34 protein-coding genes are annotated in these 25931 nt (G+C 60.3%); 4 read left to right on the plus strand and 30 right to left on the minus strand.

Annotated elements, in window-relative coordinates; translation table 11 throughout:
- Nucleotides 1-130 precede the first annotated feature (130 nt).
- Nucleotides 131-775 (plus strand): trimeric intracellular cation channel family protein, encoded by a 645-nt coding sequence (locus tag LQ220_RS15435; protein ID WP_230189073.1) that lies wholly within the window; start codon nt 131-133, stop codon nt 773-775.
- Nucleotides 776-909: 134 nt separating this feature from the next.
- Here LQ220_RS15435 and LQ220_RS15440 read toward each other — a convergent pair whose 3' ends face one another.
- Entirely contained in the window at nt 910-2112 is a 1203-nt protein-coding gene (locus LQ220_RS15440; protein WP_230189074.1) for a carbohydrate porin, read from the minus strand.
- Between the two features lie 76 nt (nt 2113-2188).
- Between LQ220_RS15440 and LQ220_RS15445 the strand changes: the two genes are divergently transcribed.
- Nucleotides 2189-4051, plus strand: coding sequence for a methyl-accepting chemotaxis protein (locus LQ220_RS15445; protein ID WP_230189075.1), 1863 nt, complete (start codon nt 2189-2191; stop codon nt 4049-4051).
- Between the two features lie 304 nt (nt 4052-4355).
- Here the strand turns inward: LQ220_RS15445 and LQ220_RS15450 are convergent, their stop codons facing one another.
- Nucleotides 4356-5387: an acyltransferase gene (locus LQ220_RS15450; RefSeq protein ID WP_230189161.1), complete on the minus strand. Its 1032-nt coding sequence runs from the start codon at nt 5385-5387 to the stop codon at nt 4356-4358.
- Nucleotides 5388-5557: 170 nt separating this feature from the next.
- Between LQ220_RS15450 and LQ220_RS15455 the strand changes: the two genes are divergently transcribed.
- Both LQ220_RS15455 and LQ220_RS15460 read left to right on the plus strand, forming a co-directional pair.
- Nucleotides 5558-6823, plus strand: a complete 1266-nt coding sequence (locus LQ220_RS15455; protein ID WP_230189076.1) for a DUF3419 family protein — start codon at nt 5558-5560, stop codon at nt 6821-6823.
- The gene (locus LQ220_RS15460) at nt 6820-7488 is read left to right on the plus strand and encodes a class I SAM-dependent methyltransferase (RefSeq protein WP_230189077.1); all 669 of its coding nucleotides are present in this window, start codon (nt 6820-6822) and stop codon (nt 7486-7488) included. The genes LQ220_RS15455 and LQ220_RS15460 overlap by 4 nt, the downstream gene beginning before the upstream one ends.
- On the opposite strand, the gene LQ220_RS15465 is transcribed toward LQ220_RS15460, so the two are convergent.
- The 28 genes from LQ220_RS15465 to fusA all read right to left on the minus strand — a co-directional run bounded on the left by LQ220_RS15465 (nt 7489) and on the right by fusA (nt 25856).
- Nucleotides 7489-7674, minus strand: coding sequence for a hypothetical protein (locus tag LQ220_RS15465; RefSeq protein ID WP_230189078.1), 186 nt, complete (start codon nt 7672-7674; stop codon nt 7489-7491).
- Nucleotides 7675-7737: 63 nt separating this feature from the next.
- Complete coding sequence (locus LQ220_RS15470) at nt 7738-8370, minus strand: YoaK family protein (protein ID WP_230189079.1); 633 nt, start codon at nt 8368-8370, stop codon at nt 7738-7740.
- A gap of 15 nt (nt 8371-8385) precedes the next feature.
- Nucleotides 8386-9741: an NADP-specific glutamate dehydrogenase gene (gdhA, locus tag LQ220_RS15475; protein ID WP_230189080.1), complete on the minus strand. Its 1356-nt coding sequence runs from the start codon at nt 9739-9741 to the stop codon at nt 8386-8388.
- A gap of 198 nt (nt 9742-9939) precedes the next feature.
- Nucleotides 9940-10590, minus strand: coding sequence for an adenylate kinase (locus LQ220_RS15480; RefSeq protein WP_230189081.1), 651 nt, complete (start codon nt 10588-10590; stop codon nt 9940-9942).
- Nucleotides 10591-10635: 45 nt separating this feature from the next.
- Nucleotides 10636-12000 (minus strand): preprotein translocase subunit SecY, encoded by a 1365-nt coding sequence (secY, locus tag LQ220_RS15485; protein ID WP_230189082.1) that lies wholly within the window; start codon nt 11998-12000, stop codon nt 10636-10638.
- Between the two features lie 211 nt (nt 12001-12211).
- Nucleotides 12212-12754, minus strand: a complete 543-nt coding sequence (gene rplO, locus LQ220_RS15490) for a 50S ribosomal protein L15 (RefSeq protein WP_230189083.1) — start codon at nt 12752-12754, stop codon at nt 12212-12214.
- Between the two features lie 159 nt (nt 12755-12913).
- The gene (rpmD, locus tag LQ220_RS15495) at nt 12914-13111 is read right to left on the minus strand and encodes a 50S ribosomal protein L30 (RefSeq protein WP_230189084.1); all 198 of its coding nucleotides are present in this window, start codon (nt 13109-13111) and stop codon (nt 12914-12916) included.
- A 5-nt stretch (nt 13112-13116) separates the two neighbouring features.
- The gene (gene rpsE / locus LQ220_RS15500; protein WP_230189162.1) at nt 13117-13842 is read right to left on the minus strand and encodes a 30S ribosomal protein S5; all 726 of its coding nucleotides are present in this window, start codon (nt 13840-13842) and stop codon (nt 13117-13119) included.
- 2 nt (nt 13843-13844) lie between these two features.
- On the minus strand, nt 13845-14216 hold the full coding sequence (gene rplR / locus LQ220_RS15505; protein WP_230189085.1) for a 50S ribosomal protein L18: 372 nt from the start codon (nt 14214-14216) through the stop codon (nt 13845-13847).
- Between the two features lie 3 nt (nt 14217-14219).
- Nucleotides 14220-14753: a 50S ribosomal protein L6 gene (gene rplF / locus LQ220_RS15510; protein ID WP_230189086.1), complete on the minus strand. Its 534-nt coding sequence runs from the start codon at nt 14751-14753 to the stop codon at nt 14220-14222.
- Complete coding sequence (rpsH, locus tag LQ220_RS15515) at nt 14753-15148, minus strand: 30S ribosomal protein S8 (RefSeq protein ID WP_230189087.1); 396 nt, start codon at nt 15146-15148, stop codon at nt 14753-14755. Before rpsH ends, rplF begins: the two co-directional genes overlap by 1 nt.
- A 12-nt stretch (nt 15149-15160) precedes the next feature.
- Nucleotides 15161-15466, minus strand: a complete 306-nt coding sequence (gene rpsN, locus LQ220_RS15520) for a 30S ribosomal protein S14 (RefSeq protein ID WP_230189088.1) — start codon at nt 15464-15466, stop codon at nt 15161-15163.
- Nucleotides 15467-15501: 35 nt separating this feature from the next.
- Nucleotides 15502-16080, minus strand: a complete 579-nt coding sequence (rplE, locus tag LQ220_RS15525) for a 50S ribosomal protein L5 (protein ID WP_230189089.1) — start codon at nt 16078-16080, stop codon at nt 15502-15504.
- Complete coding sequence (gene rplX, locus LQ220_RS15530) at nt 16073-16390, minus strand: 50S ribosomal protein L24 (protein WP_230189090.1); 318 nt, start codon at nt 16388-16390, stop codon at nt 16073-16075. The genes rplE and rplX overlap by 8 nt, the downstream gene beginning before the upstream one ends.
- A complete protein-coding gene (rplN, locus tag LQ220_RS15535; RefSeq protein WP_230189091.1) occupies nt 16390-16758 on the minus strand; it encodes a 50S ribosomal protein L14 in 369 nt (122 codons plus the stop codon). The genes rplX and rplN overlap by 1 nt, the downstream gene beginning before the upstream one ends.
- 76 nt (nt 16759-16834) lie before the next feature.
- Nucleotides 16835-17098, minus strand: a complete 264-nt coding sequence (gene rpsQ, locus LQ220_RS15540; protein WP_230189092.1) for a 30S ribosomal protein S17 — start codon at nt 17096-17098, stop codon at nt 16835-16837.
- A gap of 14 nt (nt 17099-17112) precedes the next feature.
- A complete protein-coding gene (gene rpmC / locus LQ220_RS15545) occupies nt 17113-17319 on the minus strand; it encodes a 50S ribosomal protein L29 (protein ID WP_230189093.1) in 207 nt (68 codons plus the stop codon).
- 4 nt (nt 17320-17323) lie between these two features.
- The gene (gene rplP, locus LQ220_RS15550; RefSeq protein ID WP_230189094.1) at nt 17324-17755 is read right to left on the minus strand and encodes a 50S ribosomal protein L16; all 432 of its coding nucleotides are present in this window, start codon (nt 17753-17755) and stop codon (nt 17324-17326) included.
- A gap of 17 nt (nt 17756-17772) precedes the next feature.
- A complete protein-coding gene (gene rpsC / locus LQ220_RS15555) occupies nt 17773-18468 on the minus strand; it encodes a 30S ribosomal protein S3 (protein ID WP_230189095.1) in 696 nt (231 codons plus the stop codon).
- A 3-nt stretch (nt 18469-18471) separates the two neighbouring features.
- Complete coding sequence (gene rplV, locus LQ220_RS15560; RefSeq protein ID WP_230189096.1) at nt 18472-18858, minus strand: 50S ribosomal protein L22; 387 nt, start codon at nt 18856-18858, stop codon at nt 18472-18474.
- Nucleotides 18858-19133, minus strand: a complete 276-nt coding sequence (gene rpsS, locus LQ220_RS15565) for a 30S ribosomal protein S19 (RefSeq protein WP_230189097.1) — start codon at nt 19131-19133, stop codon at nt 18858-18860. Before rpsS ends, rplV begins: the two co-directional genes overlap by 1 nt.
- A 3-nt stretch (nt 19134-19136) precedes the next feature.
- Nucleotides 19137-19973: a 50S ribosomal protein L2 gene (gene rplB, locus LQ220_RS15570; protein WP_230189098.1), complete on the minus strand. Its 837-nt coding sequence runs from the start codon at nt 19971-19973 to the stop codon at nt 19137-19139.
- A 10-nt stretch (nt 19974-19983) separates the two neighbouring features.
- Nucleotides 19984-20298 (minus strand): 50S ribosomal protein L23, encoded by a 315-nt coding sequence (locus LQ220_RS15575; protein ID WP_230189099.1) that lies wholly within the window; start codon nt 20296-20298, stop codon nt 19984-19986.
- Complete coding sequence (rplD, locus tag LQ220_RS15580; protein ID WP_230189100.1) at nt 20291-20914, minus strand: 50S ribosomal protein L4; 624 nt, start codon at nt 20912-20914, stop codon at nt 20291-20293. The genes LQ220_RS15575 and rplD overlap by 8 nt, the downstream gene beginning before the upstream one ends.
- A 3-nt stretch (nt 20915-20917) precedes the next feature.
- Nucleotides 20918-21802, minus strand: a complete 885-nt coding sequence (gene rplC / locus LQ220_RS15585; RefSeq protein WP_230189101.1) for a 50S ribosomal protein L3 — start codon at nt 21800-21802, stop codon at nt 20918-20920.
- 189 nt (nt 21803-21991) lie between these two features.
- Nucleotides 21992-22303: a 30S ribosomal protein S10 gene (gene rpsJ / locus LQ220_RS15590; protein WP_104953163.1), complete on the minus strand. Its 312-nt coding sequence runs from the start codon at nt 22301-22303 to the stop codon at nt 21992-21994.
- A gap of 141 nt (nt 22304-22444) precedes the next feature.
- Nucleotides 22445-23635, minus strand: coding sequence for an elongation factor Tu (tuf, locus tag LQ220_RS15595; protein WP_230189102.1), 1191 nt, complete (start codon nt 23633-23635; stop codon nt 22445-22447).
- A gap of 145 nt (nt 23636-23780) precedes the next feature.
- The gene (fusA, locus tag LQ220_RS15600; protein WP_230189103.1) at nt 23781-25856 is read right to left on the minus strand and encodes an elongation factor G; all 2076 of its coding nucleotides are present in this window, start codon (nt 25854-25856) and stop codon (nt 23781-23783) included.
- Nucleotides 25857-25931: the final 75 nt, after the last annotated feature.

Genomic DNA, 25931 nt, shown 5'->3' on the forward strand with positions numbered 1-25931 from the left:
GACAAGCGCCTGTAATTGCTTCCCCTCCTGAAGGCTCGTCGATAACGGCGGGCCTTTGTTTTAACACTGCCGAAAAGGGTGTGCCGCTTGGGGGTAGCGACGAGGCATAGGGGAATGCTATCGCGCGCCAATGTCCAGTCCCCTTCTTCTCCCCCAGATTGCGCCACAGATCGGCCCGGTGCTCGAAGCCCTCAGTATCATCGGCACCGCACTGTTCGCAGCATCGGGGGCGCTGGCGGCGGCACGGTTGCAGCAGACACTGGTGACGTTTGCGTTCTTTGCGCTGGTGACGGGTGTGGGCGGCGGCACATTGCGCGACCTGCTGATCGGTGCGCCGGTGTTCTGGGTGGAAGACCCGATTCCCGCCATTGCGTGCGTTGTGGCGGCGCTGCTGGTGTGGCTTACTCCGCGCGACTGGTGGAGCGACCGGGCCCTGGACTGGCTGGATGCCGTGGGCCTTGCTGCCTTTGCGGTGTTCGGCGCGGCCAAGGCACTGTCCTTCGGCATTTCACCGTTCGTCGCAGCGATCATGGGTGTCGTCACGGGTTGCATGGGGGGAATAATCCGCGACTTGCTGGCGGGCGAACCGTCGATCCTGTTGCGGCCTGAGATCTATGTGACGGCTGCGGCACTCGCTTCTGGCCTTTTCGTGACGCTCGCGGCGATGGGCGTTCCGGTGCCGTTGGCCAGCGTTGTCGCTGCGTTGGCCGGGTTTGCGTTGCGTGCCATAGCGATTGCCAGGGGGCTGGCTTTGCCAAGCTATCGCGGCGTATAAATTGCGCGGAAAGTCACTAAGATGGCGCTACATTACTACTATTGAGATGGTCGTAGGGGGGACCCTGATCGCGGGATATCATCTGCTCCGCGGTTCGTTTCGCGCCGTCGGATCGACTTTTGGAAGAAACGTGGTCAGCGCACCGCAAATTCCGCGATCAACCGCAGTCCGATCACAAATGTCGACTTAGGTCTACCGCCCGCAAAAGCCCTGCGGAAATATTGCAGATCAGGTTGGACCGAGAGGAAGGGGGTCACACGGTCTTGGTAGGTTAGTTCAACGCCCGTCTCCGCCGCATCGGCTTGGTCGCCAGAATCCCTGACCGTCCGGCGCATAGCGCGCGATAACCGACCCTGCGCGACACCCATCGAGAATAGCCCGTCGGGTCGCCCCACAATCATTCCGTGTGCAAGCAGGCCGACTTGAAACCCGCCCAGAAAAGGCGTTGTCTTGCCGTCCGAAACGCCAGCGCGAAAAAACACATCCACACCGCGGCTATCGTCTCCTGACACCCGCTGATCCACCAGAACATAGGCGCCGATTGCCGTCCGCCTGACGGGATTGCCGATCGGGTCACGGTCTCGCAAGTCATCCTGCTGCCGAGTATACCCCCAGGCCCCGACAGCCAGTTTTCCGTTTACGTGCGTGCCCGCCTCCGCGATCAAAAGCGCGCCATCGCGCATTCCGAAATCGATCCCTTCCCTATCGCCGAGGACGCCCGCCCGCGCATTTACGACGGCTGCGCGGACATAGCCGGATTTGGCGACCGATACATTCAGTCGCATCGTCAGCGCGGTCGATGGGAAGATCGAAGGCCCGTTTGGACCTGTAGACGAAAGTTCCGAGCCGATCCCGAAAGCGGGTGCGATCAGCAATCCGGCCGAGTCATTCTGGTAGAAATCGACGTTAAGATCGGACAGCCCGACCAGCAGCGCGGCACGACCGCCCACGAGGTCCTGCTCTATCCATGCATCATAGAGCTTGGCACGACGCGAGGAGACTTCAATATTGTCGACACCCTGCAACGTCCCTGCAAGGGCATTGATGGATTGTCCGTGGTTGCTCAGCAGATGGAGATGCGCCCGCGCGCCGCGCCAGCCGACTAGCCGCTCCAGGTCGCCATCGGCCGCCAGTTCTACATTGTCGAGCACGCGCGCGCCCCGCGCATCTCCCCCAGCAACGTTTCCCATGAGATCGAGGACGTAGCGACCCTCGATAGTAATCGCGCGTGGCGGAGGTTCGGGTACAACGGACTGAGCGATCGCAGGTAACGCGCAGGCTGCGGACAGTATAACTGCGCCGGCGGCAAATCGAGATAAGGTTAAAAAAAAGAACATACGGCACCTCCGGCCAATTCAGTTCCTCCTATTATAGGATCACACTGATGTCCCAGTACCGTAAGGTTCTCAAAACATGCCCCAGTCGAAGTCCAATCCCCGCGATGCGATGTCGCTGACCCGTGCCATTCGTATAGCGGGCGGGGTTCTGTTCGGACTTATGCTTCTGTGCGGCGTGACCGGCATCGGCGCTGCCTGGATGCAGACCGCTGCGCTGCATCGCCAGAACGAAGCAACGGCAATGTTCGCCAACCACGAAGGCGCGGACATGATGCACGACGCCATACGCAGCGACGTGCTGGCCGCGTTTCAGGCGATAGAACCCGGCAGTACGATCAAGACCGACGATATTCGAAACGACTTTCGAACGCATCTCGCCGCACTACGTGAGGGGATCGCCGCCGACTCTGCCTATACCGGCGATGCCGACGTCGCCGCGGTAACGTCCAAGCTGGCAGCGCCGATGGAGGACTATGTCCGGTCCGCCATGCAGCTTATGGATCGGATCGGCAGCAATCCGACCGCCGCGCGTGCGATGCTGCCGGGGTTCTTCGATCAGTTCCGCGCGCTCGAAATATCGATGGGCGCAGCATCCGACGCGATCGGGGAGAATTCCAAAAAGTCCGCCGAAAGTGCGGAGCGGGTCGGTACGATTGCGATGATTCTGCTGGTCTTAACGCTGGCGATCGGCATCGCAGGGACACTGGCCTTCGTAGTGCTCGCGTTGCGCCGGGTCGTGCAGCCTATCGTTGTACTCGCAGGGACGATGCGCGCACTCGGCGAGGGTAATCTCGCAGCTGAGGTGACAGGTGCGGACCGCGGGGATGAACTCGGCGACATGGCCAAGGCCATGCTGGCATTTCGCAACCAGCTCCAGGCAGCAGAAGCGTCGAAACAGGCTCAGGCGGCACTGATCGTGGACAGCCTGGGTACTGGCCTCACCGCGCTGGCAGAGGGCGATCTGACAGCAGAGGTGGTCGCCGATCTCCACGCGCCTTTTACGGGGCTCAAGGACAATTTCAACAGCGCGGTCGGCAGCCTTCGCGGGTTGATCGGATCCGTCGCCCAAGGAACGATGATGATCCGCACGGGATCGCAAGAAATAGCGCGAGCAAGCGAGGACCTTGCACGACGGACCGAAGGGAATGCCGCCAGCCTGGAAGAAACGGCAGCTGCCATCGCACAGATGGATCAGCGCCTGAAGGCGACGGCTGTCGCCGCAGGACGGACCGTCGAGCGCGCAGACGGCGCGATTACCACGGTGGCCGACGGGCGCGAAATTACGGCCGAGGCAGTCAAAGCGATGAACCGGGTCAGCGAAAGCGCCAAGGGTATCGACAGCGTGATCGAGGGACTCGACAAGATCGCTTTCCAGACACGTGTTCTCGCGATGAACGCCGCAGTCGAGGCAGGGCGGGCCGGTGAGGCGGGGCGTGGGTTCGCTGTGGTCGCCGACCTTGTATCTGCGCTGGCCATGCGCGCCGAGGAAGAGGCTGGACGCGCGCGCGACCAGCTAACCGCGACGCAGGCCGATATCGGCACTGCGGTAGAAAGTGTGCAACGGGTCGATGGAGCCTTGTCCGCCATCTCAACGGATGTCCGGGGGGTGCACACGCTACTCGCGGAGATCGCCGACGACAATCGCACGCAGTCGCGCGCAATCACCGAGGTCAGTGCGGCGGTCGGCACCATGGATCAAGCGACCCAGCAGAACGCGGCGATGGTCGAGCAGACTTCTGCTGCGGTGCGTAACTTGACCTCGGAGGTGACCGCGCTGTCGGAACAGGCGGCGAAATTCCGCATCGCCGGTACGCTACGCCAGGGTGCGGCTTCCAGACAGGCAGACGCAGACCACCAAACTTCCTCCCGATTTCTGACGGCCAAAGCCACCGCGATGACGGATGTCAGCATGGACAGTGCCGAGTTCGCTTCCTTCTAAGGCGCGCAGAGACAGTGCCGATCTTCGCTGGCGAACCTTGGTAGAGATTGCCGACGGCACGTTTCTGGACCGCTGACCTTATGACTTATGCCGCAGCACCCAATTGCGTGTCTGCAGCCAGCGATCATGACTCCGTCGCCGAGACGCCAGGCTTGGAGGATGTGAATGCCGTCTGGGCGATGATCGCACGGCGGAGAGGGGGTACGCGAACAAGGATGTCATGCACGGCATCTGGCTGAGCAAATGCGCAGGTTTAGCGATAGGGGTGCATGCAGGACGGAACACTATGCGTGGTGCCTTCCGCCTATGCGCCAACCGTCTCGGCCCGCCTTGGATGGGTTCTCCCCTTCCACCACCGCTCCAGCGCACGTTGCGCGGGGCGCTCAACAAGGTGGTTGAGGGTGGCGCCCAGCATAATGGCAGTGAGTATCGCGGCGGCAAAGCCCGTCCAGGGATCTATCCCCAGTTCCGCAGTCTTCATCATGATGACGAAGCCGATATGCTGATGGACGAGATAGAGCGAATAGCTGATCCCTCCTAGCCATAGCAGGGGTCGCACGCACAGAAAACGCAAGTAGCTGCGCAGCATTGCGGAGAAGATGGCGATCAGTATTACGGCAGCGAACAGCAGATCGGGCTTTTCGAGCATCGCGACGGTTGCCAGGATCGCTGCAAAATAGGGCAACTGGGCCCGGACTGTGCGCTGACCCGACCAGATACGGTAGAACAGCATTCCGATTGCGAAAAACGGAACATAGCGTAGCACCAGCAGCATCGCGATCCGTTCCGGCATATCAGGCCAGGCGGCCATCAGCCATTTCACCGCAAGCCAGAAGATCAGAACCTGTTCGATGCGGCGTTGCCCCGGCCCTGCCCATATGGCGAGCATCGTGGCGTAGAAGCCGATTTCGACGGTCAATGTCCAATAGGCACCATCGACGGCCGGCAGGAACAGGAACCCTTCGAGCATCGAGAAATTGGCAATGATGGCCATCGGCGGAATCTGTAGCGTGGTCGCATGCCCGAGATATTCGACACCCAGCGTCAGCAGCATGGCAACCCAATAAGCGGGCAACAGGCGCGAGGCGCGGTTCATGATGAAGTCCGGCGCGCTCTTCAGCTTGTCCAGCGTGAAGAAAATCGCAAAGCCGGAAATCGCGAAGAACAGGAGTACGCGATAGTCCCCGCCCATAAAGCTGAACGGTACATGCGATACCGTGGGGAACATCTCGTGAAAACGCGTGCTGTAGTGGAACAGCATGACGGTGAACGCACCGATACCACGCAAGGCATCCAGCTCCGCGAGCCGGGGTCGCTTTTTCACTACGGGCGTCATGCCGACAGAATAGAGCCAGAAGGTTAACAAGAGAAACATCATGCGTCCTTGGGAAAACCACCTACGACGGTAGGCCAAGGTGACGCGAAACCGTCATCGCACAGTCACGGACAGGTCACGCATTGTGCCTATCAGAGCGGATCGTTCAGCCGAACCGGGAACCTGACCACATGGCCCTTTCGCCCTTACCCGCCCTGCCCCACTCCACCGGCCAAGCCGTCGGCAATGCGGTTGTCCAGCATAAACAACTGACGCCCAAGGGCATGCTGGAGCGGGCCTTTGCCTTTGCGTTTCGCGGGCTAGTCTATGCGCAGATCTGGGAAGACCCGCTGGTCGACATGGAGGCGCTGGAGATCGGGCCGGACAGCGACATCATCACCATCGCCAGTGGCGGGTGCAACATGCTGTCCTATCTGACCGCCAAACCGCATTCGATCACGGCGGTCGACCTCAACACTGCGCATGTCGCCCTGGGACGGTTAAAGCTGGCAGCAGCGCGACATTTGCCCGATCATGCCGCATTCCATCGGTTCTTCGCGCAGGCGGGGCAAAAGGACAATGTGGCGGCGTATCGCACCCATGTAGCGCCGCACCTGGACGATGTAACGCGGCGCTATTGGGAAGCACGCGACCTGAGCGGGCGGCGGCGGATTACTGCCTTTACGCGCAACTTCTATACCAGCGGACTGTTGGGCCAGTTCATCGGCGGGGCGCATCTGATCGCCAAACTCTATCGCATCAATCCGCGCGAAATTCTGGGCGCCAGTTCGCTGGAGGAGCAGCGCGAAATATTCGAGACGCGGATGGCGCCGATATTCGACAAGAAATTCATCCGCTGGCTGACCCAACAGCCTGCCTCGTTATTCGGCCTTGGCATTCCGCCCGCCCAATATGACGCGCTGTGCGATGGCGACGCGCAGAGCATGAACGCCGTGCTACGCCAGCGGCTGGAAAAGCTCGCCTGCGATTTCGATATTCGGCAGAATTATTTCGCATGGCAGGCCTTCGGACGCGGCTATGCGCAGCATGACAATGGCGACGCATCGCGGGCTTCGCTGCCGCCCTATCTGGAAGCGATACATCATGAGACGGTGCGCGAAGGCGTGGCGCGGGCGCAGATCCTGCATTGCAATTTCACCGAACATTTGCGGTCATTGCCGGAGGGGGCACTGGATCGCTATGTGTTGCTGGATGCGCAAGACTGGATGACGGATGCGCAACTGACCGACCTGTGGACGCAGATCACGCGGACGGCCCGCCCCGGTGCGCGCGTGATCTTCCGTACGGCGGCGCGGCCAACGCTGTTGCCGGGACGACTGCCCGACACGCTGCTGGATCAGTGGTATTACGACGTTGCGCGATCCGATGAGGGAACGCGGCTGGACCGTTCCGCGATTTACGGCGGCTTTCATCTGTATGTGCTGAAGGCTGGATGATGCTGGATCGGGCCGTGACAATCGTGCCGGATCATGCCGATCATATGGATGCGATCTATCGCTATCAGCGGCATATCTACGACGCGTCGCGCAAATATTATCTGCTTGGCAGGGATCGGCTTATTCAGGACCTGAATGCGGGGCCGGGAACGCATGTGCTGGAAGTTGGCTGTGGCACCGGGCGCAACCTGATCGAAGCAGCGCGCATGTGGCCAAGGGCGCGCTTCTACGGGTTCGATATCAGTCAGGCGATGCTGGATACCGCCACTGCATCGGTGGCCCGCAATGGACTTGCGGGGCAGATCGCGCTGACGCAGGGCGATGCGACCGATTTCGAAGCGCGCAAATTATGGGGCCGCGACGGGTTCGACCGGATTTTCCTGTCCTATACGCTTTCGATGATCCCCGGCTGGGAACTGGCACTGGACGAAGCCGCACGGGCGCTCGCTCCCGACGGGTCGTTGCATATCGTCGATTTCGGGCAGCAGGAGCGATTGCCGGGCATGTTCCGCGACATACTGTTCGGATGGCTGCGGCGCTTCGACGTGTCGCCGCGCGGCGACATGCTGCCCGTGTTGGAGGACGTTGCGGCGCGGAATCGGCTTACTCTCGACTTCGCGCCGCTCTATCGCGGTTATGCGTGGAGTGCGGTGCTGAGGCGCTGATTACTCGTGCGGTCGTAGTCCCCTGTTGAGGGTTTCCACAACTTCAGCGATCGGCTCGGTGACGGTTACACTACGCCCCTCACCAAAACGGATGCGGGTGCCGTCGGTCACGGAAGACACGAACGTCACCTGATTGGCATTCACTGCTGTTTCCGAACGATCCGTCCCGATAAACGTCACGATCATGGCATCCTCCTTATGGTTGTGAGGCCCAGAATAGCGTGGAAAATCGATTAGGCCAGCGCTGGTTCACGGCTCATCGAACCACCATGCGAAGAGTGCCGCAAGAAATGCCGCGCCCGCCGCGATCCACAATGTTGCCAGACCTATCGCGGCATAAGCGAAGGCACCGATCACTGCGCCTCCGGCAAGCCCCGCCCATAGCAAAGCATAGGGCCACCAGTCCCAGGCCGGATCGCCCAGCAGAGCGCCCGCGAGCCGCTGACCCATTTTTACCAAGGTGCCGGTCATGTAGGTGAGACCAATCTGCACATCGCCATCGCGGGCGAAGACGGCGTTCTCCGCGCCCATGGCGAGCGCCATGCCCGCAGCAGCGATAAGGGGATGGCCCAGCGCGCCGGCACAGGCTCCAGCCCCCAAAAGCCCGCTGACGGTCAGCAACACCCCAACCTTCGGTCGTCGCGCGGTGCGGCCCACCAGCGAGCCAAGCACCACGCCCGCCACGAACAGGGCGATAAGCCCCCCTGCGCGCGATGCCGCTGCGGCATGGTCCACGAGCCCGACGGCCATGCGCGTCGTGTTCCCGCTCATGAACGACACGAAGAAGCCGCCAAGAGCCATGAAGCCCACGGCATCGACGTAGCCCGCCAATGCCGAAAGCCCCATCGCGAAGAGGCGGACGCGCCGGTTCTGCCGTATCACGTCCGCCTCATTCGATCAGACGACGCCATAGGCCAGCATGGCATCGGCGACTTTCTTGAAACCGGCGATGTTCGCGCCCTTCACATAGTCGATGTAGGCGCCGCCCTGATCGCCATAGGCAACGCAACTGCTGTGGATGCCTTCCATGATGTCGAGCAGAAGCTGTTGCAGTTCCGATTCCTTCCACGACCGGCGTTCGCTGTTCTGGCTCATTTCGAGGCCGGAGACGGCGACGCCGCCTGCATTGGCGGCCTTGCCCGGTGCGAACAGGATTTTCGCGTCCTTGAACACATGCACACCGGCCAGATTGGTCGGCATGTTCGCGCCTTCGGCAACGGCCATGCAGCCATTGTCGACCAGCATCTTGGCGTCCTCACCCAGCAATTCGTTCTGGGTCGCGCAGGGAAGTGCGACATCGCAGGGGACGCCCCAAGGCGTCTTGCCCTCGACGAACGTCGCGCCAGGATATTCGGTTACGTAATCCGCGATGCGTCCGCGACGCTTGGTCTTGTGGGCCTTGACCCAGTTGATCTTTTCCTGCGTGATGCCATCGGGATCGTGGATGAAGCCTTGGCTATCCGACAAGGTCAGCACCTTGCCGCCCAGTTGCACGACCTTTTCGGCGGCATGGGTCGCGACGTTGCCGGAGCCGGAGATGACCGCCGTCTTGCCGCTCAGATCCTGCCCCTTGGTTTTGAGCATGTTGGCGAGGAAATAGACCGCGCCATAGCCGGTTGCCTCGGTGCGGATCAGCGAGCCACCATATTCGAGACCTTTGCCGGTCAACACGCCGGTAAACTGATTGGTGATCCGCTTATACTGCCCGAACATATAGCCGATTTCGCGCGCGCCCACGCCGATGTCGCCTGCAGGCACGTCGATGTCGGCGCCGACATGACGATAAAGTTCGGTCATGAAGCTCTGACAGAAGCGCATGACTTCATGGTCGCTCTTGCCCTTCGGGTTGAAATTCGCGCCGCCCTTGCCGCCACCCATGGGGAGGCCGGTGAGTGCATTTTTGAACGTCTGTTCGAAGGCGAGGAATTTGAGGACGCTTTCGGTGACCGAAGGGTGAAAGCGGATGCCGCCCTTGTACGGGCCGATGCTGTTATTGTTCTGAACGCGCCAGCCCCGGTTGACGCGGATATTGTGGTTGTCGTCTTCCCAGCAGACGCGGAAGGACACGATCCGGTCCGGCTCCGCAATGCGGCGGAGGATCTGATAGTGATGATATTGTTCTTTGTCGGCGATGAAGTCGTAAATATCCTCGGCGACTTCCTGCACGGCCTGAACGAACTCGTCCTGCCCAGGGTTACGCTTCCTTACGCCTTCGATAAATGTTGGCAGGTCGACATGATCTGAAACGGCCATCTTGCTCTCCCCATATGGTGATACCAGTGCCGACCCGTAAAGCCCAATTCGATTCGGGCCATATTTCGTTGCGCGACTGTATCAGTAAATGTGCGGGAGGCACGTGGTTTCGGCGGGGTTCAGGGTGCCGGAGCAGAGATATTGCGCAATGCGGTGGGCCGTACAGCCCCTCTCCCCTCAGGGGAAGAGGGGGAACCACTATTTGCCGTCCAGCACCGCTGCAATTGCTGTGGAGACGTCCGCCATGTCGGCCATGCCATCAACGCGGCTCACGATGCCGCGCGCTTCGTAGATTGGGAGGATCGGCGCGGTTTTGGCGCGATACTCGGTCATGCGGGTGCGGACGGTTTCCTCGTTATCGTCGGGACGACGTTTGAAGTCCGTGCTGCCGCACTTGTCGCACACGCCCTCAGCCTTGGGCTGCTTGAACGTGTCGTGATAGCCTTCACCACAATTGGCGCAGGTGAAGCGGCCGGTGATGCGTTCGACGAGCGCATCCTCATCGACTTCCAGTTCAATGACATGGTGGAGCGTGCGGCCGCGCGTCGAAAGGATTTCGTCCAGCGATTCCGCCTGTGCGGCGGTGCGGGGGTAACCGTCGAAGATGACGCCGGTTTCGGGTGCCAGTCCATCAAGCGCTTCGCCAATAATGCCGGACACGATCTCATCGGATACAAGCTGGCCAGCGTCCATCACGGCCTTCGCTTTCACGCCTGTCGGTGAGCCAGCCTTGACGGCGGCGCGCAGCATGTCGCCCGTGGAGAGCTGCACCATACCCCGGCTGTCGACCAGCAGGGTTGCTTGAGTGCCTTTGCCGGCGCCCGGTGGGCCAAGCAGAATGATGTTCATGCGCGCACGTCTCCCCTGTTATTTGGCGATTGCTCCGCTGGTTGTTTAGCGGATGCGGCCCTTGAGCTTCGCCTTCTTGATCAGATCGCCATATTGATGGGCGAGCAGGTGGCTTTGAATCTGGGTCACGGTGTCTACCGTTACGTTGACCACGATCAACAGGCTAGTCCCACCAAGGTAGAAGGGAATGCCCGCGCGCGCGATCAGGAATTCGGGGATGAGGCAAATGATCGCCAGATAAGCTGCACCGATGACAGTGATACGTGTGAGAACGTAATCAAGGTATATTTCGGTATTCTTGCCCGGACGGATGCCGGGAATGAAGCCGCCGTTGCGCTTCAGATTGTCCGCCGTTTCTTCCGGATTGAAGACAATCGCGGTGTAGAAGAAGCAGAAGAACACGATGCCCAGACCGTACAGGCCCATATAGAGCGGGCTGCCATGCGACAGATACTGGTTCAGCGTCAGGACGAAGTCGCCCATCTTGCTTTCGCCGGCAACGGTCTGCCCAGCGAATTGCGAGATGGTCAGCGGCATGAGCAGCAGCGATGAGGCGAAGATCGGCGGGATGACGCCTGCGGTGTTGACCTTGAGCGGCAGATGGCTGCGATCCGCCTGCATGATGCCCTGACGGGTTTGCCGCTTGGGATACTGGATCAGAACGCGGCGCTGGGCGCGCTCCATGAAACAGATGAAGGCTATAAGACCAAGGCACAATATGATCACGCCCATGATGAGCAGACCGGAGATAGACCCTTCGCGGCCCGACGCGAACAGATTGCCGAGCGTTACGGGAAGCTGAGCGACGATGCCCGCCATGATGATGAGCGAGGTGCCGTTGCCGATGCCGCGGCTCGTGATCTGTTCACCCAGCCACATCAGGAACATAGTGCCGCCGATCAGCGAGATGACAGCCGCAACGCGGAACAACATGCCCGGATCGACGACTGCCTGCTGACCAGCCTGCGCGCCGAAGCTTTCGAGGCCGACGGCGATGAAATAGCCCTGTACTGCGGTCAGGCCAACGGTGCCGTAGCGCGTATATTGGTTGAGCTTCTTGCGGCCGCTTTCGCCTTCCTTCTTGATCGCCGCCAGTTGGGGCGAGAGGGAGGCGGACAACTGCACTACGATGGAGGCGGTGATGTAGGGCATGACGCCGAGCGCGATGAGGCTCATGCGCTGGAGCGAACCACCCGAAAAGGTGTTGAAGATATCGAGAATGCCGCCCTGCGTCTGCTTGTAGAGCTGCGCCAGCACGGTCGGGTCGACACCCGGCAGCGGCACGAAGCTCAGGAAGCGGAACACGATCAGAGCGCCTACGGTAAACCACAGGCGCTTCTTGAGATCAGTCGCCTGGCTGAACTTGGCGAAGCTGATATTCGATGCAAGCTGGTCGGCTCTCGATGCCATGCGCTTTTCAAACCTTCAAATCTTGTGCGGCGGTCCTGTTATGGGGACCGGACTCGCAAATCCCTTAGCGGGGGAGACTATGCCTGTCATCCTTCATCCGACACAGCCAGCATGTGCAGCCGATACGCATGGAGGGACAAAGGCTAGAAATGGATAACCCCGCCAACCCATTATCGGGCAGCGGGGTCATGCATTCAACCCTTGCGGGCGATCACTTCTTGCCTGCAGCCTTGGCGGCGGCGAGCGTCGTGCCCTTCTTGGCCTTCGCCTTTTCAGCAGCCGAGACGGTTTCGAGCACTTCAACCTTACCACCAGCCTGTTCGACAGCGGCAACAGCCGAGGCAGATGCACCAGCAACCGAGAAGCTCAATCCCTTGGTTGTCAGTTCGCCCTTGGCGAGCAGGCGAACGCCATGCTTGCCACCGCGCGAGATGTTGGCAGCGCGCAGAGCGGCCTGATCGACGACAGCCTTCGCATCGAGCTTGCCTGCGTCGATTGCCTTCTGAACGGCGCCCAGGTTCACGGTCGCGAAATCCTTGGCGAAGATGTTGTTGAAGCCGCGCTTAGGAATACGCATGTGGAGCGGCATCTGGCCACCCTCGAAGCCGTTGATCGCAACGCCCGAGCGTGCCTTGGCACCCTTTTGACCGCGACCGGCGGTCTTGCCCTTGCCCGAACCGATGCCGCGTCCGACGCGCATACGGCCCTTGCGAGCGCCTTCGTTGTCCTTGATGTCGTTCAGCTTAAAAGTCATGTCGTGCACTCGCTTTCGCTTTTGTCGCGCTGTTCCAAAATCGGAACGGGATAGAGGAGCGGTCCGCTACGCTATCCAATTGTAAAACGCCAGTAGTGAAAAACACGAAAGAGGGGTTTCCCCCTCTCCCGCTTGATTTTCACTGAACCGGGAGGGCTTTTAGCCTTCCAGGATTTCCACCATGTGCGGCAGCTTCGCGATCATGCCACGGATTTCCGCGCTGTCGTTCAGTTCCACCACACGGTGCATCTTGTTCAGGCCGAGGCCGATCAGGATCTGCCGCTGTGCCGCGGGGCGGCGGATCGGCGAACCGATCTGCTTGATCTTGATGGTCGACTTCTTTTCGGACTTTGCCATATCGCTTACTCCGCAATCGCTTCGGCGTCAGCCTGCGCCACTTCGGCACTGGCTCCGCCACGACGCAGAAGGTCGGCGACCTTCTTACCGCGACGCTGCGCCACCGACTTGGGGCTGGTCTGTTCGCCCAGCGCCTCGAACGTGGCGCGGATCATGTTGTACGGGTTCGACGTGCCGTTGGACTTCGTCACCACGTCGGCAACGCCCAGGCTTTCGAACACGGCGCGCATCGGGCCACCGGCGATGATACCCGTACCGGCAGGTGCCGAACGGACAGTCACGTTGCCGGCACCGAAATGGCCGAGACCATCGTGATGCAGCGTGCGGCCTTCCTTCAGGGGAACGCGGACCATTGCCTTCTTGGCAGCGGCGGTCGCCTTGCTGATCGCTTCAGGCACTTCGCGTGCCTTGCCATGACCGAAGCCTGCACGGCCCTTGCCATCGCCGACCACGACGAGTGCAGCAAAGCCGAAGCGCTTGCCGCCCTTCACGGTCTTCGAAACGCGGTTGATGTGCACCAGCTTCTCGATCAGTTCTTCGCCCTGATCTTCGTCGCGGTTGCCGCCACGGCGATCGTCACGACGACCGCCACGGTTGCGGTCGTTGCCGCCACGATTGTTGCCGCCACCGGGGCCGCTGCGACCACGGCGCGGGCCGCGATTTTCGGTCGGTGCCGCTTCAGGCGCATCCACAGCCGGAGCGGCTGCTGCAATGTTGTTTTCGTCTGCCATCATCAGAACTCCAGACCGCCTTCACGAGCGGCATCGGCCAGCGCCTTGACGCGGCCATGAAACAGGAAGCCTCCACGGTCGAACACGACCTTGGTCACGCCTGCCTTGGTTGCGGCAGCCGCCACGCGCTTGCCGACTTCGGCAGCCGCTTCGGCAGTTGCGCCAGTCTTGCCCAGCGCCTTGGCGCCGACGTCCTTGTCCAGAGTCGAAGCCGAAGCGAGGGTCTTGCCCTGTGCGTCGTCGATGATCTGGGCATAGATATGCCGACCCGAACGGTGGATGGACAGGCGCGGACGCGGGTTTTGACCCGAGCGTGCCTTGAGAGCGGTACGGACGCGCTGACGGCGCCGATCGAAGAGAGAGAGTTTCGCCATGGCTTACTTCTTCTTGCCTTCTTTGCGGAAGATGAACTCGCCCGCATATTTGATGCCCTTGCCCTTGTAAGGCTCCGGCTTGCGCCAGCGGCGGATTTCAGCGGCGACCTGGCCGACCTGCTGCTTGTCGTTGCCACTGATGTTGATCGTGGTGTTGTCCGGCGTCGCAATCGTGATGCCCTCAGGGATCGCGAAATCGACGTCATGGCTGTAGCCGAGCTGCAACTTCAGGTTCTTACCCTGCGAGTTGGCGCGGTAGCCGACACCGGTGATCAGCAACTGCTTGGTGAAGCCCTCGGTGACGCCTGTCACCAGGTTCTGCACCAGCGTACGCTGCATACCCCAGAATGCGCGAGCAGCCTTGGTCTTGTTGGCCGGCTGCACCGAAATGCCGTCGGCTTCGACCGTGTAGCTGATTTCGTCGCGCAGCGGCATGGCGAGGGTACCCTTGGGGCCCTTCACCGAGAGCTGCTTGCCCTCGATCGTCGCAGTCACCCCCGAAGGGATCGCGACCGGTTTTTTACCGATGCGGCTCATCAGAATACCTCCGCCAGCACTTCGCCACCGACATTCTGTTCGCGCGCTTCAGCGTCCGACAGAACGCCACGCGGCGTAGAAACGATGGTGATGCCCAGGCCGTTACGAACGACCGGAAGGTCCTTCGAGCCGGAATAGACCCGGCGGCCAGGCTTCGAGACGCGGGCAACATGCTTGATCGCGGGCTGGCCTTCGAAATATTTCAGTTCGATGCGCAGGCCGGGGTGCTTGCCCAGGTCTTCTTCGGAATAACCGCGGATATAGCCTTCACGCTGCAGCACGTCGAGAACGCGCGCACGCAGCTTCGACGCCGGGGACATAACGCTGTCCTTCTTCGCCTGCTGGCCGTTGCGGATGCGGGTGAGCATATCACCCAGTGGATCGGTCAATGCCATGAGTTGATATCCTTACCAGCTCGACTTGGTGACGCCGGGGATCAGGCCCTTGTTGGCCAGATCGCGCAGCTGAATACGGCAGAGCCGGAACTTGCGATAATATGCACGGGGACGGCCGGTCACTTCGCAACGGTTACGAATCCGCGTGGGATTCCCGTTACGGGGGATTTCAGCCATCTTCAAACGCGCGATAAGACGCTCGCCGTCATCAGCGTTGGTGTCGGCGGCAATCGCCTTCAGCCGGGCATATTTGCCAGCATACTTCTTCACCAGCTTCTTGCGCCGTTCGTTCTTATTGATGGAACTCAGTTTCGCCATGACTTAAGTTCTCTTCCTTTCTCTGGCAGGTCCGCTCACGCGGCCTGCTTTGCCTCTTCAACCGGGAACGGGAAACCGAACAAGCGCAGCAGCTCGCGCGCTTCGTCGTCCGTCTTCGCGGTCGTGGTGACGATGATGTCCATGCCGCGCACCTTATCGATGCGGTCATAGTTGATTTCCGGGAAAATGATCTGTTCCTTGATCCCGAAGGCGTAGTTGCCACGGCCATCGAAAGACTTCGGATTCAGACCACGGAAATCGCGAATGCGGGGCATGGCGACGGTGATCACGCGATCAAGAAATTCGTACATGCGTTCGCGACGAAGCGTTACCTTCGCACCGATCGGCATGCCTTCGCGCAGCTTGAACTGAGCGATCGACTTCTTGGCCTTCGTGATGACCGGCTTCTGGCCAGCAATCAGTTCCATTTCCTCAGCAGCCGCAGTGACCTTCTTCTTGTCCTGCGTCGCTTCGCCCACACCCATGTTCAGAACGATCTTTTCGATCTTCGGAACTTCCATGTGGTTCTTGTAGCCGAACTTCTCGGTCATCGCCTTGACGATCGTCTCGTCATATTGCGACTTCATCCGAGGAATGTACTTTTCATCAGCCATCGATCGTCTCCCCGGACTTCACGGCCACGCGGACCTTCTTGCCGTCCTTGGTTTCGAAGCGAATACGGGTCGGCTTGTTATCCGGACCGGCAATCGCGACGTTGGAAATGTGCAGCGGAGCCGGCTTGCGGTCGATGCCGCCTTGCGGGTTCGCCTGGTCAGGCTTGCGGTGACGTGCGTGCACGTTGATGCCTTCCACCAGGACCTTGTCGTCCTTCGGGAACATCTGCAGGACAGTACCGGTACGGCCCTTGTCCTTGCCTGCGAGCACGACGACCTTGTCGCCCTTCTTGATGCGTGCGGCGCTCATTACAGCACCTCCGGAGCCAGCGAGATGATCTTCATGTGCTTGCGCGCACGCAGCTCACGGACCACCGGGCCAAAGATACGGGTGCCGATGGGCTCCTCGTTCTTGTTCACCAGAACGGCGGCGTTACCGTCGAAACGGATCACCGAACCGTCTGCACGGCGGATGTCCTTGGCGGTACGCACGATGACGGCACGGTGCACGTCACCTTTCTTAACGCGACCCTTGGGCTGCGCTTCCTTCACGGAGACGACGATGATGTCGCCTACGCTCGCAAAGCGCCGCTTCGAGCCGCCAAGCACCTTGATGCACTGGACGCGCTTGGCGCCCGAGTTATCGGCCACCTCAAGATTTGACTGCATCTGGATCATGGATCCGGTTCCTTCTTACTTGGCTTTCCGGGGCTTGGCCTAAGCCTTACCTCGGGAGTTCCGTGTTTGTGTCAGCTCAGGACGCGGCTTCGGGCGACTTGTGCGTATCCACCCGCTCGATGACCTTCCAGGTCTTGAGCTTCGAGATCGGCGCTGTCTCCTCGATGCGAACCGTTTCACCTTCGTGATAGGCGTTCACTTCGTCGTGAGCGTGATACTTCTTCGAGCGGCGGATGATCTTGCCATAGAGCGGGTGCTTAACCTTGCGCTCCACGAGGACCACTACCGTCTTGTCGGTCTTGTCGGAAACGATCGTTCCCGTGAGCACGCGCTTGGGCATGATGCGTTCCTTCCTTACTTGGCAGGAGCGGCGCGGGTGCGCTCGCCCTGCAACGTCTTGATCTGTGCGATCGACCGACGGACTTCCTTTACCCGGCTCGGCTTTTCGAGCTGGTTCGTTGCGGCCTGAAAGCGCAGGTTGAACTGCTCACGCTTCAGGTTGCCAAGCTCGGTCGAAAGCTCATCGTCGGACTTGGTCTTGAGGTCAGCTACGTTTGCCATGTCCTCAGGCTCCCAGATGCGAGGTGTCACCCAGACGGGCAACGACCTTGGTCTTGATCGGCAGCTTCATCGCAGCGCGCGAGAAAGCTTCGGCGGCCAGCGGGCCGGGTACACCGTCCAGCTCGAACAGGATGCGGCCCGGCTTAACCCGTGCTGCCCAATATTCGATCGAACCCTTGCCCTTGCCCTGACGGACTTCAGCGGGCTTCTTCGACACGGGAACGTCCGGGAAGATGCGGATCCACAAACGGCCCTGACGGCGAATGTGACGTGTGATCGCACGACGGGCCGCTTCGATCTGACGCGCGGTCAGACGATCGGGTTCCATCGCTTTGAGGCCATAGGAGCCAAAGTTCAAGTCGGTGCCACCCTTGGCCTCGCCCTTGATCCGGCCCTTGAAAGCCTTGCGAAACTTGGTTTTCTTCGGTTGCAGCATGATGCTCTACCTTGTCCTTATCGGGCCGGGCGCACGCCGGAGGTCTGAGCCTCCAGCATGAGCCGGTCCGTTGCCATCGGGTCGTGGCCCAGGATTTCGCCCTTGAAGATCCATACCTTCACGCCGCACACGCCATAAGCGGTGTGTGCCGTCGCTTCGGCATAGCCCACGTTACCGCGCAGCGTGTGCAAGGGAACGCGACCTTCACGATACCATTCGACGCGCGCGATTTCCGCGCCGCCAAGACGACCGCCGCAGGTGATCTTGATGCCTTCGGCACCCAGACGCAGCGCCGACTGAACCGCGCGCTTCATGGCACGACGGAATGCGATACGACGCTCAAGCTGATCGGCAACGCCCTGTGCGACCAAACGGCTGTCGACTTCCGGCTTGCGGATCTCGACGATGTTCAGGCTGACGTCGGAAGTGGTGAACTCGCCCAGCTTCTTGCGAAGCTTCTCGATGTCGGCACCCTTCTTACCGATGATGACACCGGGACGCGCAGCGTAGATCGAAACGCGGCACAGCTTGGCCGGACGCTCGATAACCACCTTCGAGATCGCAGCCTGTGGCAGCGTCTTGAAGATGAACGTGCGGATCTTGATGTCTTCCATCAGGAGACGGCCATAGTCCGCGCCTTCGGCGTACCAGCGGCTGTCCCAGGTGCGGTTGATCTGAAGACGCAGACCGATCGGATTGCTCTTATGACCCATGACTTACGCCTCTGCCTCTTCTGCCTGTTCGCGGACGACGATGCGTACCCGGCTGAACGGCTTCAGGATGCGGGTGGACTTGCCACGACCGCGGGTGTGGAACCGCTTCATCGTCAGCGCCTTGCCGACCGATGCTTCGGTGACGACCAGTGCATCGACGTCGAGGTTATGGTTGTTTTCCGCATTGGCGATGGCCGAAGCCAGAACCTTGCGAACATCAACAGCCATTGCCTTCTTCGAGAAAGCCAGGACGTTCATCGCGTCCTCGACCTTGCGACCGCGGATGAGAGCGGCAACGAGGTTCAGCTTCTGCGCCGAACCACGAATGGTCGTGCCGACTGCCAGAGCCTCATTGTCGGCAACCCGACGGGGGGACTTTTCCTTGCCCATTAGCGCTTGCCCTTCTTGTCGGCAGCATGACCGGGGAAGTAGCGCGTCGGCGCGAATTCACCCAGCTTGTGACCAACCATTTCCTCGTTCACCGAAACGGGAACGTGCTTGCGGCCATTGTAGACGTTGAACGTCAGGCCAACGAACTGCGGCAGGATCGTGGAGCGGCGCGACCAGGTCTTGATCGGTGTGCGCGCATTCGTTTCCTGTGCGGTTTCTGCCTTCTTCAGAAGGCTGAGGTCCACGAACGGACCTTTCCAGACGGAACGAGCCATCGCTTACCTCTTCTTCTTGGCGTGACGTGACCGGATAATCATATTATCGGTCGACTTGTTGTTGCGGGTGCGTGCACCCTTGGTCGGCTTGCCCCACGGCGTGACCGGATGACGGCCACCAGAGGTCCGGCCTTCACCACCACCATGCGGATGGTCGACCGGGTTCTTTGCAACGCCGCGTGTCAGCGGACGCTTGCCGAGCCAGCGGTTACGACCGGCCTTGGCAAGATTGGTGTTGCCGTTGTCGGGGTTCGAAACGGCGCCAACGGTGCCCATGCATTCCGCACGGATGTAGCGCTGTTCACCCGAGTTCAGGCGGACCATGACCATGCCGCGGTCACGACCAACGAGCTGAGCATAAGTGCCAGCGGAACGTGCGAGCTGACCGCCCTTGCCCGGCTTCATTTCCACATTGTGGAAAATCGTGCCGACCGGCATCTGGCCCAGTTCCATCGCATTGCCCGGCTTAACGTCGGTCTTCTTCGCGGCGATCACCTTGTCACCCGGCGCAAGACGCTGGGGAGCCAGGATATAGGCCTGCTCACCATCGGGATAGTTGACCAGCGCGATGAACGCGGTGCGGTTGGGGTCATATTCCAGACGCTCTACCGTGCCTTCGACGTCCCACTTGCGACGCTTGAAGTCGATGATGCGATAGCGCTGCTTGTGACCGCCGGCGATACCGCGCGAGGTCACATGGCCCTTGTTATTGCGGCCGCCGGTCTTGTTCTTACCTTCGGTAAGCGCCTTGACGGGCTTGCCCTTGTGCAGTGCAGACCGATCGACAAGGATCAGGCCGCGGCGTGCGGGGCTGGTCGGATTATAATGCTTGAGTGCCATCTATCCCGCCTCAAATACCGGTGGTGACGTCAATGGACTGGCCTTCGGCCAGCGTGACGATCGCCTTCTTGAAATCGGAACGCTTGTAGGGCTTGCCCTTCCAGCGCTTCACCTTGCCCTTTTGGACAATGGTGTTCACGGCCTTAACCGTCACGCCGAACAGCGCTTCGATGGCAGCCTTGATCTCCGGCTTGGATGCGTCGTTGGCGACCTTGAAAACAACAGCGTTGTTTTCGGACAGCAACGTCGCCTTTTCGGTGATGTGCGGCGCGACGACGACGTCATAGTGACGGTTGTCGACGGTCTTTTCGGGCTTTTTAGCCATTGAAACGGGCCTCCAGCTTTTCGACTGCAGCGCGCGTCAGCACGAGCGAGTCGGCACGAAGAATGTCGTAGACATTGGCACCCACGGCGGGGAGCACATTGACGCCGACCAGATTGGACGAAGCGCGGGCGAAGCTGATGTTGATCGCGTCACCGTCGATGAACAGTGCCTTGCCGAGGCCGAGACCAGCAAGCTTGCCTGCCAGTTCCTGCGTCTTGCCGTCCTTGACGTCGAGATTGTCGATGACGGTCAGCGTTCCGGCTTTCGCCTTCGACGACAGCGCCATCTTCAGGCCGAGCGCGCGGACCTTCTTGTTCAGCGAAGGATTGAAGTCACGGACGCGGGGACCATGAGCCTTACCACCGCCGATGAAGATCGGTGCTGCGCGATCGCCGTGGCGAGCCGTACCGCCGCCCTTCTGGCGACCGAACTTCTTGCCGGTGCGCGACACGTCCGAACGCTCACGCGCTCCACGAGCCGTACCGCGGCGCTTTTCAAGCTGCCAGGTGACAACGCGATGCAGAATGTCGGCGCGCGGCTCAAGGCCGAATACGTCGTCGTTCAGTTCGATATCGCCAGCGGCTGTCGCTTCGAGGGTCTGTACCTTGATCTTCATGGTTTAGCCCTCCTTGTCTTGCGAGCCGGTGGCGTCATCGCCTTCAGCCGGGGTTGCGTTGATGGGCTCGTTGACACCCTCTTCGTTCACCTGTGCGTCCGAAGCGGCGACACCGGCAGCCACTTCGTCGTCACCGGGAAGCGGTGCGATTTCATGGGTTGCGGCGGCCGGAACCATGCCGGGCAAAGTATCGTCCTCTTCGTGGACAACACCCTTTTCCTTCAGGCTGGCAGGATAAGGCACGTCAGCGTGACGGGGAACCTTGACGGCATCCTTGACGGTGAGCCAGGTGCCCTTGGCGCCCGGAACGCTGCCCTTGACGAACAAAAGGCCGCGCTCAACGTCCGTACGCACGATTTCCAGATTCTGCTGGGTGCGTTCACGGTCGCCCATGTGGCCAGCCATCTTCTTGTTCTTGAACACGCGGCCTGGATCCTGACGGTTACCCGTCGAACCATGGGCACGATGCGAGATCGAAACACCGTGGGTTGCGCGCATACCGCCGAAACCCCAACGCTTCATCGCGCCGGCAAAGCCCTTGCCCTGCGTGTGACCGCTGACATCAACGAGCTGACCCGCGATGAAATGGTCTGCGGCGATTTCCGAACCGACGTCGAGGAGTGCATCCTCGGCGACCCGGAATTCGTAAACCTTTGCCTTGGGCTCAACTTCCGCCTTGGCGAAGTGGCCGCGCTGCGGCTTGGCAACATTCTTAGCCTTGGCGACGCCAGCGCCAAGCTGAACAGCGATGTAGCCGTCACGATCTGTTTCGCGGCGAGCGATAACCTGATTGCCTTCAAGCGCCAGAACGGTGACGGGCACATGGCGGCCATCATCCTGGAACAGGCGGGTCATCCCCACTTTTTTCGCGATCACGCCAGTGCGCATGATCCATACTCCCAATAGAGGCCCGCCGAAATTGACGGGCGTATCCAACGAAAAGACCCCGCAGGAACCATCCTGTGGGGCCAACCCAAAATGTATCGATCACCCCGTCCGGGTTGGATGCTTCCACCAAAGCGGAAGCGACGGGGGACCAGGACCGCAGCAAAAGCTGCGCGGTATCCCTAACCGCTATTAAGCGAGCTTAATCTCGACGTTCACGCCGGCAGCCAAATCGAGCTTCATCAGCGCGTCGACCGTTTGCGGCGTCGGCTGCACAATGTCAAGCATACGCTTGTAAGTGCGAACCTCGAACTGTTCACGCGACTTCTTGTCGACGTGCGGACCACGGTTCACCGTGAACTTCTCGATGCGCGTCGGCAACGGAATGGGACCGCGGATCAACGCACCCGTACGGCGCGCGGTATCGGCAATGTCACCAGTGGCCTGATCCAAAACACGATGGTCAAATGCCTTCAGGCGAATGCGAATATTCTGCGTATCCATGTCCGTTGTACCGATGCGAAAGAGCCAAAAACAAAATCGCCCCAGTTGATCCTCTAGCTAAATTAGCCGGCGAGGACCGGTCCGAGGCGATGAAATCAGGAGCCGCACGAATCACCAGGACCGTGCGGCTCGCTGCCTATATTACTTCGTAATCGTTCCGACAACCCCTGCGCCGACGGTACGACCGCCTTCACGGATTGCGAAGCGCAGACCAGCGTCCATCGCGATCGGCGCGATGAGCTTTACGCCCAGCTTCACGTTGTCGCCCGGCATCACCATTTCGGTGCCTTCGGGGAGAACAACTTCGCCGGTGACGTCGGTCGTGCGGAAGTAGAACTGCGGACGATAGTTCGCAAAGAACGGGGTGTGACGACCGCCTTCTTCCTTCGACAGAACGTAGATTTCCGCGTCGAAGTCAGTGTGCGGCTTGATCGTGCCGGGCTTGCAGAGAACCTGACCACGCTCAACGTCTTCACGGCCAACGCCGCGAACCAGTGCACCGATGTTGTCGCCTGCACGACCTTCGTCGAGCAGCTTGCGGAACATTTCGACGCCGGTGACGACGGTCTTGCGGGTGTCCTTGATGCCGACGATTTCGACTTCTTCGCCAACCTTGACGATGCCGGTTTCAACGCGGCCGGTAACAACCGTACCACGACCCGAGATCGAGAACACGTCTTCGATCGGCATCAGGAAGGGCTTGTCAACCGGACGTTCCGGCTGCGGGATCCAGCTATCGACAGCAGCCATCAGCTTGAGAACGGCGTCATGGCCGATTTCAGGCGTCTTGTCCTGCAGAGCGGCAACAGCCGAACCGGGGATGATGGGGATGTTGTCGCCATCGAAATCGTAGCTGCTGAGCAGTTCGCGGATTTCGAGTTCAACCAGTTCCAGAATTTCTGCGTCGTCAACAAGGTCAACCTTGTTCATGAACACGACGAGCTGAGGAACGCCAACCTGCCGAGCGAGCAGGATGTGCTCACGAGTCTGGGGCATCGGGCCGTCGGTAGCCGAAACGACGAGGATCGCGCCGTCCATCTGTGCCGCACCGGTGATCATGTTCTTCACATAGTCAGCGTGGCCCGGGCAATCGACGTGTGCGTAGTGGCGTGCTTCCGTTTCATATTCGACGTGTGCGGTCGAAATGGTGATGCCGCGCTCGCGCTCTTCAGGCGCCTTGTCGATGTTGTCGTAGCTGGTGAACGTAGCGCCGCCGGTTTCGGCCAGCACCTTCGTGATCGCTGCGGTCAGCGAGGTCTTGCCATGGTCAACGTGACCGATGGTGCCGATGTTGCAGTGCGGCTTCGTCCGCTCAAACTTAGCTTTCGCCATTTCTCTCTACCTTCTTGTCCAAATAGCTTGGTCTGACCGCTTGGGTGCGCGCCCGCCCCCTTAGTGCGAAGGCGCGTCCATAGCAGCATATTTACATATTGCCAGCCCCGACGACCCCGTTTTTGGGATCGAAGGGGCAATTTTATCAGGCGAGCTTCGCCTTGACTTCGTCTGCGACGTTCTGCGGCACTTCTTCATAATGCGAGAACTGCATGCTGTACTGTGCACGGCCCTGCGTGAACGAGCGGAGCTGGTTCACATAACCGAACATGTTAGCCAGCGGCACCATGGCTTCGACGACCTGTGCATTGCCCCGGCTGTCGGTGCCCTGGATCTGACCGCGACGGCTGTTCATGTCACCGATGACGTCACCCAGATAATCTTCCGGGGTAACGACTTCGACCTTCATGATCGGTTCGAGCAGCTTGATGCCCGACTTCTGTGCCGCTTCGCGCATTGCGCCGCGTGCGCAGATTTCAAACGCCAGTGCCGACGAGTCGACGTCATGGTAGGCGCCGTCATACAGAACCGCGGTGAAATCGATGATCGGGAAGCCGATGAGCGAACCGGTCGCCGCGATTTCGCGAATACCCTTTTCGACCGACGGGATATATTCCTTGGGAATATTACCGCCCTTGATTTCATCCTTGAAGATGACGCCCTGACCGCGTTCGCCCGGCTCGACCGTGAACTTGATACGACCGAACTGACCCGAACCGCCCGACTGCTTCTTATGCGTGTAGTCGATGTCGACCTTCTTCGCGAGATATTCGCGATAGGCCACCTGCGGCGCGCCGACGTTGGCTTCGACCTTGAATTCGCGCTTCATACGATCGACGAGAATTTCGAGGTGAAGCTCACCCATGCCCTTGATGATCGTCTGGCCGCTTTCGTTGTCCGAAGACACGCGGAACGACGGATCTTCGCGCGCAAGACGATTGAGCGCGACGCCCATCTTTTCCTGGTCGGCCTTGGTCTTGGGTTCCACCGACAGTTCGATAACCGGCTCAGGGAATTCCATGCGTTCCAGAATGATCGGCGCGTTGGATGCGCAGAGCGTGTCACCCGTCGTGGTTTCCTTCAGGCCCGCGAGAGCGACGATGTCGCCAGCGAATGCTTCCTGAATGTCTTCACGGCTGTTGGCATGCATCAGAAGCATACGGCCAACCTTTTCCTTCTTGTCCTTCACCGAGTTGGTGACGGAGGAAGCGGTTTCCAGCTTGCCCGAATAGATGCGGGCGAAGGTCAGCGTGCCGACGAAAGGATCGTTCATGATCTTGAACGCAAGTGCCGAGAACGGCGCTTCATCCGAAGGCGGACGCGTGTCCGGCGTAACGCCGTCCAGCTTGAGGCCTTCGACGTCCTTGATGTCCAGCGGGCTGGGCAGATAGTCGACCACGGCGTCGAGCAAAGGCTGAACGCCCTTGTTCTTGAACGCCGAACCGCAGAGCACAGGCACGAACGAGAAGTTCAGCGTACCCTTACGGATGAGGCGCGTCAGGGTTGCCGCGTCAGGCTCATTGCCTTCCAGATACGCTTCCATGACGTCGTCGTCCTGCTCGACGGCCATTTCGATCAGCTCGGAGCGGGCAGTCGCCGCGGCATCCTTCAGATCGTCGGGGATTTCGGCGTAGTCGAACTTCGCGCCGAGGCTTTCGTCCTGCCAGATGATCGCACGATTGCGCACGAGATCGACGAGGCCCTTAAAGCCACCTTCGATACCGATCGGCAGATAGAGAACCATCGGGCGGGCGCCCAGACGATCCTTGATCATTTCAACGCAGCGTTCGAAGTTCGCGCCGGTACGGTCAAGCTTGTTGACGAAGCACATGCGAGGCACGTGATACTTCTCAGCCTGACGCCACACGGTTTCGGACTGCGGCTCAACGCCGGCAACGCCATCGAAGCAGGCTACTGCACCATCGAGCACGCGGAGCGAACGCTCGACTTCAATCGTGAAGTCGACGTGGCCGGGGGTGTCGATGATGTTGATGCGGTGATCGTCCCAGAAGCATGTCGTTGCAGCGGACGTGATCGTGATCCCGCGCTCCTGCTCCTGCTCCATCCAGTCCATCGTCGCGGCGCCGTCATGGACTTCGCCGATCTTGTAGGACTTGCCGGTGTAATACAGGATACGCTCGGTCGTCGTCGTTTTACCGGCGTCGATGTGCGCCATGATGCCGATGTTGCGATACTTGTCGAGCGGATGGCTGCGGGCCATGATGGTTCACTCCGTTGCCGATGAGCGGCGGTTGGAAATTAAGAATAGGGAAAGCCGGGCGTCGCGCATGGCTAC

This window comes from Sphingobium sp. CECT 9361 (assembly GCF_918741285.1).
Lineage (GTDB): Bacteria > Pseudomonadota > Alphaproteobacteria > Sphingomonadales > Sphingomonadaceae > Sphingobium.